The organism is Sphingopyxis sp. OPL5 (assembly GCF_003797775.2).
Taxonomy (GTDB): Bacteria; Pseudomonadota; Alphaproteobacteria; order Sphingomonadales; family Sphingomonadaceae; genus Sphingopyxis.
The window spans coordinates 1,672,114-1,685,522 of sequence record NZ_CP060725.1; the positions used below are offsets into that span (position 1 = coordinate 1,672,114).

Genomic DNA, 13,409 nt, shown 5'->3' on the forward strand with positions numbered 1-13,409 from the left:
CCGTTTTCAGAACGGGGGATCCTCGGGCCGCGAGCGGAGCGCATAGCCCTGTCCCTTGACGGTGCATAGCATCGGCCAGGCGAAGCCGCGGTCGACCTTGGCGCGCAGCCGCGACATATGCACCTCGACCCGGTTGGTGCCGGGATCGAAATCGATGCGCCATACCGCCCTGAGCAGCGCGACGCGCGACACCGGCCGGTCGGGCGCGCGCGCGAGGTTGGCGAGCAGGTCGAATTCGCGCAGCGGCAGGCGGATCTCGCGTCCCGCGCGCTCGACCCGGCGGTCGATCAGGTCGATCCGCAGTTCGCCCCCGCCCAGTTGTCCCGCGGCCATCCGGCTCCGCCGGACCAGCCCGGCGATTCGCGCGACGACCTCGGCCGGATCGTCGACCCAGCCGACCGCATCGTCGGCCCCGGCAGCGAGCGCGAGCATCCGGTCGGCGCGGCTGTCGCGATCGGACAGGATCAGCAAGGGCCGCCGCGCCGCGATCGCGCGCGCGAGGCCGACGAGACCGGCAGGATCGTGCGACTCGGCGAAGGGATCGACGGCGAGCAGGTCGAAACAGCCATCGCGCCAGACGCGGCCACCGCCGGCGAGCGGCGGCAGGCACATGGCGCGAAATCCGCCGGCCTCGAGCGCGCAGGCAAGCCGGTGTGCGCGCGCCGCGATCGCATGGTGGACGCCGATCAGCGGCGGGGGGCCGGTCGCGGCGCGACGGTCGCTTTGCTCCAATCGCCCCTCCCCCGCGCGTCACATCATTTCGATCGGTCCCCTTTTCGCTCCGTTGCACCGTGCCACCGCTGTGCTAACGAACCGCTTCATGACCGCACCCGAAATGCTCGCCGGCGACTTCGCCACCCTGCCCGACCTGATCCGCGCCCACGCCGCCGAACGCCCCGATGCGATAGCCGCGGCCGATCCGATTCGGCGCCTGAGCTGGTCCGAACTGGACGCATTGGTCGATCGCATCGCGGCGCGGCTGCAGCAGGACGGCTTCGCGAAAGGCGATCGCACCGCGGTCGCCGGGCTGAACAGCGTCGAGCAGATGGCGGCGATCCTGGGCACGCTGCGCGCCGGCGGGGTCGCGGGCCTCATCACCAACAGCGCGACGGGCGAACAGATGGCGGCGATGATCGCCGACACCGGCGCGCGCCACCTGTTCCTCGACAGCGCCGCTTCGGCGAGCTTGGAGGGCCGGGTCGTCACCGCGAGCGACCGCATCGCGATCGACGGCAGCGACGTCGGCACCCCGATGGACGCCTGGCTGGGGCTCGCGGGCGCGAAACCGGCGCCGGTCGATATCGGTGCCGACGATGGCTTCAACATCATCTATTCGTCAGGGACGACGGGCACGCCGAAGGGCATCGTCCACAGCCATGCGATGCGCTGGCAGCATATCCAGCGCGGCGCCCCCGCCTATGGCCGCGACGCGGTGACGATCCTGTCGACCCCGCTCTATTCGAACACCACGATGGCGAGCTTCCTGCCCACCGTCGGGTCGGGCGGCCAGGTCGTGCTGATGAAGAAATTCGACGCGCGCGGCTTCCTCGAACTCGCGAGCCGCGAGCGCGCGACGAACACCATGCTGGTGCCGGTGCAATATCGCCGCATCATGGCGCTCGAGGATTTCGACAGCTTCGACCTCGACAGCTTCGTGATGAAATATTGCACCTCGGCGCCCTTCGCCGCGACTCTGAAGGCCGATGTGCTGAAGCGCTGGCCCGGCGGCCTCGTCGAAATCTATGGCATGACCGAGGGCGGCGCCTCGTTCATCCTCGAGGCGCATCATTTCCCCGACAAACTGCACACCGTCGGCCGCCCGGCACCGGGCCATATCGCCAAGGTAATCGACGAGGACGGCAACGAACTGCCGCAGGGTTCGGTCGGCGAAGTCGTCGGGCGCTCGCCGGCGATGATGACCGGGTACAACAACCGCCCCGACGCGACCAAGGCGATGCACTGGCACGATGCCGACGGGAACCTCTTCTATCGCCACGGCGACATCGGGCGGATCGACGAGGACGGCTTCCTGACCCTGATGGACCGCGCCAAGGACATGATCATCTCGGGCGGCTTCAACATCTTCCCGAGCGACCTCGAGGGCATTTTGCTCGCCGACGACCGGGTCGTCGAGGCGGCGGTGGTCGGCATGCCGAGCGAGGAATGGGGCGAGACGCCGGTGGCGTTCGTGGTGCTGAAGGACGGCGCCGACGCCGAGAGCGTGCGCGCCGACTGCAACGCCAAGGTCGGCAAGACCCAGCGGATCAGCGCGATCACCGTGGTCGACGAACTGCCGCGCAGCCCGATCGGCAAGGTGCTGAAGCGCGAACTGCGCGACCGTTACGCCCGGTAACGACCGAGAGTCGCCCTCTCTTGTCTCGTCACCCCGGACTAGATCCGGGGTCCCGCTTGAGGTCGAAGCCTGCCGATGCTTTAAAAGAGCGGGATCCCGGATCAAGTCCGGGATGACGATGGGAAATGAGGCGACGTCCGCTGCCCACCCCAAAACCGCCGCTAGCCGCAATGCCCGATATCCAGCATCGGCGGGCGAGGGGCGCCCCTCGCCCCCTTCTCAAACCAGTCGTCGCCCGGTAACCGCCACCGTCGCGCAGGCGGGCGTGCCGTCCTTGCCGGTTCCGTCCACCGAAATCGCGATGCGCCCGCCATCCGTCGCCGCGGCGTCGAGCATGGCCTGTCCGATGTCGTGGATGTCGATCTTCATCCGGCGGGACCATGGCGAAGACGGGTCACCCGCCATCTGCCCGATGCGGATATAGACGAAGCGCCGCTGGGGTCCCTCGCGCCGCACCTGATCGCCAAGGAATTTCGGCCCCGGTCCGACGCGGATAGCGAAATCGAAGGCCAGCGGCTCGCCCGCGTCCGACGCTCTGGCATCGAGGGGGCCGCCGTCCCTGCCCTGCAGGCTGTGGAGCACGCCGGGTACCGGCCGGTCGATGACGATCCGCATTCGAACCTCATGCTGGTCCACGCGCGCCATCCTAATGCCCCATATCCGCCATCGACGCCTTTGCCGCCCCCGGCTTCGGCGGGCGGAGCAGCAGCACCAGCGGGATCGACGCCAGCGTCACCCACATCATCAACCAGAAATCGTCGATATAGGCGACCATCGCCGCCTGCCGGTTGATCTCGGCGTTGATCATCGCCAGCGCGGTGTCGCCCGCGATGCCGAAGCGGTCGGCTGTCGACGGGTCGAGCAGGCTAACCGAGCTGTTGGTGACATGGCTCGCCAGATCCTCGTGGCTGCGCTGGATATTGGCGCCGAGCAGCGTCGTGACGGTCGAGATGCCGACCGACGCGCCGACGCTGCGCAGCAGGTTCAGGATGCTCGACCCGTCGGTGCGATACTGCGGCAGGATCGTCGCGAACGCCATGGTGTTGAGCGGGATGAAGATCAGCCCCATGCCCAGTCCCTGCACGATGCCGCTGATGATGACCGGCTGCATCCCCATTTCGAGCGACCAGTGGCTCATCTGCCACAGCGACAGCGCGGCGATGAGCAAGCCCGAACCCACCATCCAGCGCGCATCGATCTTGCCCAGCATCTGCCCCGCGAACCACATGCTGGCGAGGATGCCGACCCCGCGCACCGCGAGCACGACGCCGGTGTCGATCACCGGCCAGCCGAACAGATTCTGCAGCATCGGCGGCAACAGCGCCATCGACGCGAACATCACCACCCCGATCACGATCATGAAACCCATCGCGGTGACGAGGTTGCGGTCGGCGAGCATCTGGCGGTTGAACAGCGGTGCGCGCGCGGTGATCATATGGACGAGGAACATCCACAGGCACGCGACCGCGACGCCGCATTCGATCCAGATTTCGATGCTGTCGAACCAGTCCTGATGCGCGCCGCGGTCGAGCATCAACTGCAGCGACGCAAGCCCCAGCGCGAGCATCGAGAAGCCGAACAGGTCGAACTTGCGATCGCTCTTCTTCGTCGCGGGCAGGAGCGCCCACATCATCGCGATCGTCAGCAGCCCGACCGGCAAATTGACGTAAAAGACCCAGCGCCAATTGGCGCTTTCGGTCAGCCAGCCGCCGAGCAAAGGCCCCAGGATCGGCCCGACCATGATCCCCATGCCCCAGATCGACATCGCGCGCGCCTGTTTGTCGGGCGGATTGATGTCGAGCATCACCGATTGCGACAGCGGCCCGATGAAGGCGGCGCTGATCCCTTGCAGGAAACGGAAGACCACCATCTGTTCGAGCGACTGCGCGGCGCCGCACGCCATCGAGGTGATGATGAAACCGGTGATCGCGGCGAGGAACAATTCGCGCCGCCCGATGCGGTCGGCGAGCCAGCCGGTGATCGGCATCGCGATCGCCGATGCGAGGATATAGCTGGTCAGCACCCAGGTCACCGTCTCGCTCGTCGCGCCCAGCGCCGACTGCATGTGCGGGATCGCGACATTGGCGATGGTGGTATCGAGAATCTGCATGATCGAAGCGCCCATGACGGCGACCATCAGCAACCCGCGATAGCGGACACGCTCGTGCAAGGGCCGATCGTCGTCGGCGGGTAGCGTCGCTGCGGGCGAACGGCGGGGGAACGAGCGCGAGGCCATGGCTAGAACAGATCCTCCCTGTGGCGAAGCCATGGGGAGGGGGACCGCGCCCAAAGGGCGTGGTGGAGGGGCCGCGACGGCAGCGCCAAGGCCCCTCCGTCAGCGCTCCGCGCTGCCACCTCCCCATCGCTTCGCGACAGGGAGGATCGACGATTGGAATGGCCCGGCATTGCCGCCTACTTCCCGGCCACCGCACCATCGCCCGTAAACACCCGCACATCGGCCGACAGCCCGGCGATCATGTCGCGCGACGGCTTTTCGTCAAAGGCGATCTTCACCGGCACGCGCTGGGTCACCTTGACCCAGTTGCCGGTGGCGTTCTGCGCCGGCAGCACCGAAAACTCGCTGCCCGTCCCCGCGCCGATCGTCAGCACATGGCCACGAATCTTCAGCCCCGGATAGGCGTCGAAGCTGATTTCGGCGCGCTGGCCGATGCGCATATTGGCAAGGTCGGTTTCCTTGAAATTGGCCTCGACCCACGGATGGGCGGTGTCGACGATCGTCACCGCGGGCAGGCCCTGCACCATCATCTGGCCGATCTGCAGCCGGTCGGCCTGCGCGACGCGGCCGGCGTAAGGCGCGCGCACATCGGTACGGCCCAGATTGACCTCGGCCTGCGCGCGCTGGACGCGCGCCGCCTCGACCTGCGGGTTGATCCCGCTCGCGGGGCCGGCGGCAAGCTTGGTGCGCGCCTCGGCGGCGGCGGCTTCGGCCTGCCGCACACGCTCGCGCGCCTGCGCCACCGCGTGGCGCGACGCGTCATAGGCCGCCTTGGTGGTGAAGCCCTTTTCCATCAGCGCCGCCTGGCGGCCGAACGTGACCTCGGCGAATTTCACATCCTCGCGTGCCGCCGCGATGTCGACGGCGGAGGTGTTGGCGCTGGCCGACAGATTGCCGACCTCGACCTGCGCCGCGTCGATCGCGGCGGTCGCCTGCGCGACGTTCAGCCGATAGGGTTCGCCGTCGATGCGGAACAGCAATTGCCCCGCCGTGACATCCTGCCCGTCGCGAACCGCGACTTCGGTGATCCGCCCGCCGACCTCGGCCGCGACCGACACCTTGTCCATCTGGACATAGGCATTGTCGGTCGACACCGATCCGCCGCTGGTCAGCCACCAGCCGGCACCGCCCGCGATCAGCAGCGCCGGCAGGCCGAACATCAGGATGCGGGTGCGCCACTTGGGCGCGTCCCTGGCCTCGGCGGCGGCCGCGGTCACTGGGGGCACGGGGTCGGCCTTCGGCGCGGCTTTCGGCGCGGCTTTCGGCGGCTTGGGATCTTCCGCCGTCGGGCGGTTGGGGGAAAGCTGGTCCATCAGGCGGTCTCTTTTTCTTTTTGGCATTCGCGGCGCGACAAATTGGTCCGGACGCGTTCGACAAGGTCGGTGAGCAGCGCGCGTTCGGCGTCGCTCATGCCCTCGGTGGCTTCGGCGACGACCGCCTTCGCCGTCTGGCGCAAATGGTCGAGCAAGGGCTCGGCTTGGGTGGTCAGGTGGAGCATCCACGCGCGGCGATCGGTCGGGTCGGCGCGCCGTTCGACCAGGCCCGACTCCTCCAGCCGGTCGATCATCCGCGACAGCGTGATCGGCTCGACCTCGATCAGTTCGGCGAGCGGTCCCTGCCGGATGCCGGGATAGCGCGCGAGATAGGTCAGCACGCGCGATTGCAGCGCGGTGATCCCGCTCTCGCGGGTGCGCGCATTGAACGTGCGGCGGAACATCCGCGCGGTGTCGTTCAGCAGGAATCCGATCGTCTCACTCATGGCATGCGATATAATAGCAGTTGCTACTAAACGCAACCACAGGCTGCGCGGCCCCTTCGCCAACATCCGCGATATGCGCGATGATCGACAAATTACGCGGCCGCGCTAAGATACCCCCATGACCCTCACCGCCGATCTCTTCTGGTCCTTCCGGTCGCCCTATTCCTACCTTTGCATCGGCCGCTATCGCGCGCTCGCGGCGAGCCATCATGTCGATATCAACCTGCGCCCGGTCTATCCGCTCGCGATCCGCCAGCCCGACTTCTTCGAACGCAACCATCCCAATTGGCTCAGCTACACGATGCGCGACATGATCCGCGTCGCGCAGTTTCACGGCATCCCCTTCGGCCCGCCGCGGCCTGACCCGATCGTCCAGAATGTCATGACGCGCGAGATCGCCGCCGAGCAGCCCTATATCTACCGCCTCACCCGCCTCGGCCAGGCCGCGTCGCGCCGCGGTCGCAGCCTCGCCTTCGCGCATGAGGCGGCGCAGCTCATCTGGGGCGGCGCGCAGGACTGGCACCTCGGCGACCATCTCGCCGGCGCCGCGCGCCGCGCGGGGCTCGATCTCGCCGACCTCGATGCCGAAGCGGTGCACGATGCCGAGGCCCTCGACACCGAAATCGCCGCCAATCAGGTGGCGCTTGAAATCGCGGGCCACTGGGGCGTACCGACGCTCGTCTTCGACGGCGAACCCTTCTTCGGCCAGGACCGCATCGAGATGGCGCGCTGGCGGATGGAGCAGAAAGGGCTGCAACCGCGATGAGCGAGGCCCTGACCGGCGGCTGCCAGTGCGGCGCGGTGCGCTTTTCGACCACGCACGCCGGCCGCGACGCCTATTGGTGCCATTGCCGCATGTGCCAGCGCGCGCTCGGCAATGTCGCCGCCGCCTTCTGGAACGTCACGAAGGACAGCGTGGCGTGGAAAGGCGAACGCGCGGCCTATATGTCGTCGCCCTTTGGCCGACGCGGTTTTTGCGGGATATGCGGCACGCCGTTGACCTTCGATTATCCCGACAGTCCCAAGATCGACCTGACCGTCGGCGCCCTCGACGATCCGGGTGCGGTGTCGCTCACCAGCCATTTCGGGATCGAAAGCCGCGTCCATGGCTGGACCGCCGGCGAGGAGCTTCCCGAAATGCGCACCGATGACTATGCGCCGCTGCAGCAACGCTGGGCCAAGGTGCAAGACGCGACATGACGATCGAACCGCAGTTTTTCGAAGCGCGCGACGAGGTGCGCCTCGCTTGGCGCGAACTGGGCGAAGGCCGCCCTGTGGTGCTGCTCCACGGCCTGTTTTCAAGCGCCGAGGTCAACTGGATCAAATTCGGCACCGCCGCCCGCATCGCCGCCGAGGGCTTTCGCGTCATCATGCCCGACCTGCGCGTGCACGGGTCGAGCGATGCGCCGCACGACGACTGGCATTATCCACCCGACGTACTGGTGAACGACCTGCAGGATCTGGTCGCCCATCTCGACCTCGGCGATTTCGACCTTGGCGGCTTCTCGCTAGGCGCGCGCACCAGTACGCGCGCCGTCGTCGCGGGCATGAAACCCCGTCGGCTGATCCTTGGCGGCATGGGGCTGGCAGGGCTGGCGGGCTGGCAGCGGCGCGGGCAATTCTTCAAGCGCGTGATCGCCGATTTCGAGACGGCAAAGCGCGGCGACGACACCTGGCTTTCGATCCAGTTCATGAAGACGATGAAGGTCGATCGCATCGCGGCGGGCCATCTGCTCGACAGCTTCACCGACACGGCGCCCGAAGCGCTCGCGGCGCTGACGATGCCAACCCTGCTTGTCTGCGGCGAGCAGGACCAGGACAATGGCTCGGCGCCCGAGCTGGCCGAGGCGCTGCCCGATGCACGGCTAGTCACCATCCCCGGCACCCACATGTCGAGCGTCACCCAACCCGAAATGGGCGAAGCGATGGCCGCCTTCCTCGCGGCTTGACCACGCTGGCGGGCGGGTCCAAGCTGGTGTCATAGCGCCATAGAGCGCAACCACCAGACCCGAGGATACACCCCCCATGAAAGCCATGATTTCGACGCTGTCGCTTGCCCTGTCGCTCGCGCTGGCCGGCCCTGCGCTGGCAGCCGAGAAGAAAGCGGACACGTCCGCGCAGAGCGCCAAGCCCACCGCCGCCGATGCCGATGCCTTCGTCGCGGCGGCCGAAAAGGACCTGTTCGACTATACGGTCGAGAGCAGCCAGGTTAACTGGGTCAACGCGACCTATATCACCGAGGACACCGACGCGATGGCGGCGCGGATCAACGCGGTCGGGACCGAAAAGGCGGTCAAATATGCGCTCGAGGCGGCGAAATTTGCCACCGCCCCCGGCCTCAGCCCCGACACCAGGCGCAAACTCGACATCTTGCGGAACGGTCTCGTCCTGCCTGCGCCGACCAAGCCCGGTGCCGCGACCGAGCTCAACCAGATCGCGACCAACCTGCAATCTCAATATGGCAAGGGGCGCGGCACGCTGGACGGCAAGGAAATTTCGGGATCGGATATCGAGGCCGAGATGGGCAACCTGAACCACACGCCGGCCGAATATGCCGAAATGTGGACGAGCTGGCACGACAATGTCGGCGCACCGATGGGCAAGGATTATGCCCGCATGGTCGCGATCGCCAATGCGGGGTCGAAGGAACTTGGCTTTGCCGACACCGGCGCGATGTGGCGCTCGGGCTACGACATGCCGCCCGAGGAATTCGCCAAGACCACCGAGCGCCTGTGGCAGGAAGTGAAGCCGCTCTACATGGCGCTGCACACCTATGTCCGCTGGAAACTCAACGAGAAATATGGCGATGCGGTGCAGCCCAAGACCGGCCCGATCCGTGCCGACCTGCTCGGCAATATGTGGGCGCAGGAATGGGGCAATATCTATCCGCTCGTCGCGCCCCAAGGTGCGGGCGACCTCGGCTACGACATCGGCGACCTGCTCACCGCGCAGGGCAAGGGCCCGCTCGACATGGTCAAGGCGGGTGAGAATTTCTATTCCTCGCTCGGCATGGCGCCGCTGCCCGAAACCTTCTGGAAGCGCAGCCAGTTCACCAAGCCCGCCGACCGCGAAGTGATCTGCCACGCCTCGGCGTGGGATATCGACAACAAGGACGATATCCGCATCAAGATGTGCATCAAGGTGAATGCCGACGACTTCGTCACCATCCACCACGAACTCGGCCACAATTATTACCAGCGCGCTTACAAGAACCAGCCGACGCTCTACCTCAACGGCGCCAACGACGGCTTCCATGAGGCGATCGGCGATTTCGTCGCGCTGTCGATCACGCCGCAATATCTGGTCGACATCGGCCTGCTCGACAAAGCGAAGGTACCAAGCGCCGACAAAGATATCGGCTTGCTGCTGCGGCAGGCGATGGACAAGGTTGCCTTCCTGCCCTTCGGCCTGCTCGTCGATCGCTGGCGCTGGGGGGTGTTCGACGGCACGATCAAGCCCGCCGATTACAACAAGTCGTGGACCCAGTTGCGGACCCAGTATCAGGGTATCGTCCCGCCGAGCGAGCGGCCGGCCGATGGCTTCGACGCGGGCGCCAAATATCATATCCCGGGCAACACGCCCTACACCCGCTATTTCCTCGCGCGCATCCTGCAGTTCCAGTTCTACAAGGCGGCATGCGATCAGGCGGGCTGGCAGGGTCCGCTCCACCGCTGCTCCTTCTATGGCAACAAGGAGGTTGGCGCGAAGCTCAATGCGATGCTCGAGATGGGCGCGTCGAAGCCCTGGCCCGACGCGCTCGAAGCCTTCACCGGCGGGCGTGAGATGTCGGGCAAGGCGATGGCCGAATATTTCGCGCCGCTGAAAGCCTGGCTCGACGAGCAGAACAAGGGCAAGCCGACCGGCTGGTGACCGGTTCGACGTAACGAGGATGGCCGGGGAGGTAATTCCCCGGCCATTTTCATTGGGCTTCGAGGCTTTGCTTGAAGCGCGCGAGCCGCGCGGTCGCGGCGGCGGCGTGCGGGCCGATCCAGCGGTCGTGGATGTCCTGGATCGGCATCGCGTTGAGATGGTTCCAGCGGGTGCGCCCGCGGCGCTCGGCGATGACGAGACCGGCTTCTTCGAGAACCTTGAGGTGCTGCATCACGGTGCAGCGGTCGATTTGCTCGAACATCGCGCATATCGCGCCGGTCGTCAGCGGCTGGTCGCGGAGGGTGTCGAGCATCTGGCGGCGAATGTGCGACGATAAAGCCTTGAAAGTCTTGTCATATTCTTCGTGGATTGACATGTTATAAATTTATAACATATTGTGAAGATAAGCAAGCGGAGAATCGACCATGGAGCTGAAGTTTCGAGTCGCGGCGCGGATCGCGAAGCCGGTGCATGAGGTGTTCGAGGCGGTCGCGGACCCCGCGACACTGTCCAACTATTTCACCACCGGGGGCGCCGAAGGGCGGCTGGAGACCGGCGCGACGGTGACATGGGACTTCCACGACTTCCCCGGCGCCTTCCCGGTCTATGTGATCGAGGTGATGAAGGACGAGAAGATCGTCCTCGAATGGCAGGCGAACGAGGGCGAGGCGCCTAACGTGGAGGGCGGCGAACTCAAGGATGCCGATTACCGCACGCGCGTGACGATGAGCTTCAAGGGGCTCGACGACGGCCGCACGCTCGTCGAGATCGCCGAGGAAGGCTGGCGCGAGAACCAAGGGGCGCTCAGCGCATCCTATGGCAATTGCCAAGGCTGGTCGCAGATGCTGTGCGCGCTCAAGGTCTGGATCGAGCACGGGATCAATTTGCGCGACGGGATGTATGTGTAGCGAGATGGCTAGGCAATCGAGGCGAAGCCATCCCCCTTCGTCACCCCGGACTTGATCCGGGATCCATTCACGCGACGTCGGAAGGATGGATCCCGGATCAAGTCCGGGATGACGAGAAAGAGGCTGCCGGCTTTCAGTCCGGATATTCGATCCTCAGTTCGCGCGTCCCGAGCGGTGCGCCGGTGTTGGCGTCGATCACCACCGGACGGATCGGCTCGCCGGTTTCGACGTCGATCTGGCGGGTCAGTGCGCCGCCGCCATTATGCTTGCGTCCCCATGCGCCGATCGCGGCGAGGATGGGAAGGAAGTCGCGGCCCTTTTCGGTGAGCAGATATTCGTCGCGCGGCGGGCGCTGGCTGTAGCGGCGCTTTTCGAGCAGTCCCGCTTCGGCGAGCGCGGTGAGGCGGCGTGCGAGGATATTCGGCGCGATGCCGAGGCTGGTTCGCATCTGATCGTAGCGGGTGAAGCCGCGCTGCACGTCGCGCAGCACCAGCATCGACCAGCGATCGCCGATCAGCGTCAGGCCGCGGTCGATCGGGCAGGTGCCCGAATTTTTTTCATCGTCGGTCATTGAATGGATATGGAGCAGTTACTATCATTTTGCAAGTGACCCGTTTGGGGCCAGCAAAAGGAGACAGACGATGACCGACAAAATCCAGGGAACCGCCCTCATCACGGGCGCCTCGACCGGCCTTGGGGCCGTATATGCCGACCGCCTCGCCAAGCGCGGCCACGACCTGATCCTCGTCGCGCGCAACGGCGTGCAGCTGGAGAAGCGCGCGACGAAGCTGCGCACCGATTACGGCGTCGCGGTCGACGTGATCGCCGCCGACCTGACCAAAAGCGACGATGTGACGCGGATCGAGCAGCGGCTGATCGACGATACGGGCATCGCGCTGTTCGTGAACAATGCCGGCATGTCGCTGAACGGCGGAACGCTGGAAAACGGCACGAGCGAGATCCAGACGATCATCGCGCTGAATATCACTGCCGCGGCGCGGCTGGCGATCGCGGCGGGCAAGGCGTTCGCCGCGCGCGGCACGGGCAAGATCGTCAACATCGCCTCGGTGCTCGCGCTGGCGCCCGAGACGTTCGAAGGTGTCTACAGCGGGTCGAAGGCGTTCCTGCTCAACCTCAGCGTTTCGCTCGCGAACAGCGTCCGCGAACGCGGGGTGCTGGTGCAAGCAGTGCTGCCGGGCGCGACGCGCACCGAAATCTGGGAACGGTCGGGCAAGGATATCGATACGTTTCCGGCCGAGATGGTGATGGACGCCGGCGACCTGGTCGATGCGGCGCTGACCGGTCTCGATCGCGGCGAGGAAGTCACGATCCCGCCGCTCGCCGACGAAGGTCAGTGGGATGCCTATCAGGCGGCGCGGCTGGCGATGGGACCGGGGCTGTCGCGCCGCGAGGTGGCGGGGCGGTATCGGACCACGCAAGCGGCTTGACCCCGAGCGGCGGGAAAGGGTCGGTTGCGGACAAACCGCCCTTCAAATCCCGCTCGTGTCGAGCGAAGTCGAGACACCCATCGGTAGCGCACGCCTTCGGGGTGTCTCGACTTCGCTCGACGCGAACGGAAAAAAGGGTCCGCTTCTCGCTCCAAAGCGGACCGCGCTCTCAATTCGCCGGTCTGGTCTCGTCGATCTTCTCGACCCATTCGGGGTAGAAGCTCGGCTCGCGCGCGGACCAGCCGGGGGCGGTGGCCGCCGCTTCGCTGATCGACTGGAGCAGGATCTTGCGCTTGTCGGGGTGCAGGTGCGGCAGCGACGCCGCCGCGCAAAAGGCACCCGGCAGCCACGGCCGCGCATGCGCGCCGAGCAGTCGTTCATAGAGGAAGCGGTAGGACGCAAAGCCCGGCAGGCGGTCCTGCCCGAGATCGAAGGCCGACACCGCGACGAGCGGCGCCATGAAATGTTCGAGCGCGTCGAGGCCGCTGTCATCGGGAATATGCGCGCGAATTTCGTTGATCCGCTGATAGACGCGCGCCTGGACGCGGATCGCGGTCTCCTCGACCATGTCGCGAGACCAGCGGCTGATCGCATCGTCGCGCTCGAGCCCGATATCGAGCGAGCGGCGGATGTAGCGCTGCGTCGCCGCAGGGAAGCCCGCAAATTCCTTGATTTCCGCAAAGGACAGCTCGCCGGCTGCTGGTCCAGAACGCGTCGCCATGGTCATGCTCCCGCACGGCGCCCGGGGAGCCATCCCCCCGGAGGCCTGCAATTAGGCAGTCTGCCACCAAAATGGTTAGTGGCCGGTTAACCATGACGTTGGCGATTGTTCATC

General features: G+C 66.2%; 15 protein-coding genes. 7 read left to right on the plus strand and 8 right to left on the minus strand.

Annotation, left to right across the window (positions count from 1 at the left end):
- Positions 1-6: 6 nt before the first annotated feature.
- Positions 7-732: a response regulator transcription factor gene (locus tag EEB18_RS22675; protein WP_262408163.1), complete on the minus strand. Its 726-nt coding sequence runs from the start codon at positions 730-732 to the stop codon at positions 7-9.
- Between the two features lie 88 nt (positions 733-820).
- Between EEB18_RS22675 and EEB18_RS08080 the strand changes: the two genes are divergently transcribed.
- On the plus strand, positions 821-2,353 hold the full coding sequence (locus EEB18_RS08080; protein WP_187139134.1) for a class I adenylate-forming enzyme family protein: 1,533 nt from the start codon (positions 821-823) through the stop codon (positions 2,351-2,353).
- 219 nt (positions 2,354-2,572) lie between these two features.
- On the opposite strand, the gene EEB18_RS08085 is transcribed toward EEB18_RS08080, so the two are convergent.
- The 4 genes from EEB18_RS08085 to EEB18_RS08100 all read right to left on the minus strand — a co-directional run bounded on the left by EEB18_RS08085 (position 2,573) and on the right by EEB18_RS08100 (position 6,348).
- Positions 2,573-2,998, minus strand: a complete 426-nt coding sequence (locus EEB18_RS08085) for a DUF5990 family protein (protein ID WP_187139135.1) — start codon at positions 2,996-2,998, stop codon at positions 2,573-2,575.
- A 1-nt stretch (position 2,999) separates the two neighbouring features.
- Entirely contained in the window at positions 3,000-4,589 is a 1,590-nt protein-coding gene (locus EEB18_RS08090) for a DHA2 family efflux MFS transporter permease subunit (protein WP_187139136.1), read from the minus strand.
- Positions 4,590-4,765: 176 nt separating this feature from the next.
- On the minus strand, positions 4,766-5,902 hold the full coding sequence (locus EEB18_RS08095) for an HlyD family secretion protein (RefSeq protein WP_187139137.1): 1,137 nt from the start codon (positions 5,900-5,902) through the stop codon (positions 4,766-4,768).
- Positions 5,902-6,348, minus strand: coding sequence for a MarR family winged helix-turn-helix transcriptional regulator (locus EEB18_RS08100; RefSeq protein ID WP_056344324.1), 447 nt, complete (start codon positions 6,346-6,348; stop codon positions 5,902-5,904). The genes EEB18_RS08095 and EEB18_RS08100 overlap by 1 nt, the downstream gene beginning before the upstream one ends.
- A gap of 118 nt (positions 6,349-6,466) precedes the next feature.
- Between EEB18_RS08100 and EEB18_RS08105 the strand changes: the two genes are divergently transcribed.
- From EEB18_RS08105 to EEB18_RS08120, 4 genes are all read left to right on the plus strand, one after another.
- Positions 6,467-7,114: a 2-hydroxychromene-2-carboxylate isomerase gene (locus tag EEB18_RS08105; protein WP_187139138.1), complete on the plus strand. Its 648-nt coding sequence runs from the start codon at positions 6,467-6,469 to the stop codon at positions 7,112-7,114.
- A complete protein-coding gene (locus tag EEB18_RS08110) occupies positions 7,111-7,548 on the plus strand; it encodes a GFA family protein (protein WP_187139139.1) in 438 nt (145 codons plus the stop codon). The genes EEB18_RS08105 and EEB18_RS08110 overlap by 4 nt, the downstream gene beginning before the upstream one ends.
- The gene (locus EEB18_RS08115; protein WP_187139140.1) at positions 7,545-8,297 is read left to right on the plus strand and encodes an alpha/beta fold hydrolase; all 753 of its coding nucleotides are present in this window, start codon (positions 7,545-7,547) and stop codon (positions 8,295-8,297) included. The genes EEB18_RS08110 and EEB18_RS08115 overlap by 4 nt, the downstream gene beginning before the upstream one ends.
- Before the next feature lie 76 nt (positions 8,298-8,373).
- Positions 8,374-10,218, plus strand: a complete 1,845-nt coding sequence (locus tag EEB18_RS08120) for a M2 family metallopeptidase (RefSeq protein ID WP_187139141.1) — start codon at positions 8,374-8,376, stop codon at positions 10,216-10,218.
- A 49-nt stretch (positions 10,219-10,267) separates the two neighbouring features.
- Here EEB18_RS08120 and EEB18_RS08125 read toward each other — a convergent pair whose 3' ends face one another.
- The gene (locus tag EEB18_RS08125) at positions 10,268-10,594 is read right to left on the minus strand and encodes an ArsR/SmtB family transcription factor (RefSeq protein ID WP_187139142.1); all 327 of its coding nucleotides are present in this window, start codon (positions 10,592-10,594) and stop codon (positions 10,268-10,270) included.
- A 49-nt stretch (positions 10,595-10,643) separates the two neighbouring features.
- Here EEB18_RS08125 and EEB18_RS08130 point away from each other — a divergent pair, with 49 nt between their 5' ends.
- Entirely contained in the window at positions 10,644-11,126 is a 483-nt protein-coding gene (locus EEB18_RS08130; protein ID WP_187139143.1) for an SRPBCC family protein, read from the plus strand.
- A gap of 133 nt (positions 11,127-11,259) precedes the next feature.
- On the opposite strand, the gene EEB18_RS08135 is transcribed toward EEB18_RS08130, so the two are convergent.
- Positions 11,260-11,697 carry a winged helix-turn-helix transcriptional regulator gene (locus tag EEB18_RS08135; protein ID WP_187139144.1) on the minus strand — a complete coding sequence of 146 codons (438 nt, stop codon included), beginning with the start codon at positions 11,695-11,697 and terminating at the stop codon, positions 11,260-11,262.
- Between the two features lie 70 nt (positions 11,698-11,767).
- Here EEB18_RS08135 and EEB18_RS08140 point away from each other — a divergent pair, with 70 nt between their 5' ends.
- Positions 11,768-12,574, plus strand: coding sequence for an SDR family NAD(P)-dependent oxidoreductase (locus EEB18_RS08140; protein WP_187139145.1), 807 nt, complete (start codon positions 11,768-11,770; stop codon positions 12,572-12,574).
- A gap of 169 nt (positions 12,575-12,743) precedes the next feature.
- Here EEB18_RS08140 and EEB18_RS08145 read toward each other — a convergent pair whose 3' ends face one another.
- Positions 12,744-13,295, minus strand: coding sequence for a hypothetical protein (locus EEB18_RS08145; RefSeq protein ID WP_056344349.1), 552 nt, complete (start codon positions 13,293-13,295; stop codon positions 12,744-12,746).
- Positions 13,296-13,409: the final 114 nt, after the last annotated feature.

What these genes read in the sequence shown, in the direction of transcription:
- EEB18_RS08080 (WP_187139134.1), top strand. Translation starts at nt 821, where the DNA reads ATGACCGCACCCGAAATGCTCGCCGGCGACTTCGCCACCCTGCCCGAC.
- EEB18_RS08135 (WP_187139144.1), bottom strand. Translation starts at nt 11,697, where the DNA reads ATGACCGACGATGAAAAAAATTCGGGCACCTGCCCGATCGACCGCGGC.
- EEB18_RS08115 (WP_187139140.1), top strand. Translation starts at nt 7,545, where the DNA reads ATGACGATCGAACCGCAGTTTTTCGAAGCGCGCGACGAGGTGCGCCTC.
- EEB18_RS08130 (WP_187139143.1), top strand. Translation starts at nt 10,644, where the DNA reads ATGGAGCTGAAGTTTCGAGTCGCGGCGCGGATCGCGAAGCCGGTGCAT.
- EEB18_RS08095 (WP_187139137.1), bottom strand. Translation starts at nt 5,902, where the DNA reads ATGGACCAGCTTTCCCCCAACCGCCCGACGGCGGAAGATCCCAAGCCG.
- EEB18_RS08090 (WP_187139136.1), bottom strand. Translation starts at nt 4,589, where the DNA reads ATGGCCTCGCGCTCGTTCCCCCGCCGTTCGCCCGCAGCGACGCTACCC.
- EEB18_RS08085 (WP_187139135.1), bottom strand. Translation starts at nt 2,998, where the DNA reads ATGGCGCGCGTGGACCAGCATGAGGTTCGAATGCGGATCGTCATCGAC.
- EEB18_RS08120 (WP_187139141.1), top strand. Translation starts at nt 8,374, where the DNA reads ATGAAAGCCATGATTTCGACGCTGTCGCTTGCCCTGTCGCTCGCGCTG.
- EEB18_RS08100 (WP_056344324.1), bottom strand. Translation starts at nt 6,348, where the DNA reads ATGAGTGAGACGATCGGATTCCTGCTGAACGACACCGCGCGGATGTTC.
- EEB18_RS08125 (WP_187139142.1), bottom strand. Translation starts at nt 10,594, where the DNA reads ATGTCAATCCACGAAGAATATGACAAGACTTTCAAGGCTTTATCGTCG.
- EEB18_RS08140 (WP_187139145.1), top strand. Translation starts at nt 11,768, where the DNA reads ATGACCGACAAAATCCAGGGAACCGCCCTCATCACGGGCGCCTCGACC.
- EEB18_RS08145 (WP_056344349.1), bottom strand. Translation starts at nt 13,295, where the DNA reads ATGGCGACGCGTTCTGGACCAGCAGCCGGCGAGCTGTCCTTTGCGGAA.
- EEB18_RS08105 (WP_187139138.1), top strand. Translation starts at nt 6,467, where the DNA reads ATGACCCTCACCGCCGATCTCTTCTGGTCCTTCCGGTCGCCCTATTCC.
- EEB18_RS08110 (WP_187139139.1), top strand. Translation starts at nt 7,111, where the DNA reads ATGAGCGAGGCCCTGACCGGCGGCTGCCAGTGCGGCGCGGTGCGCTTT.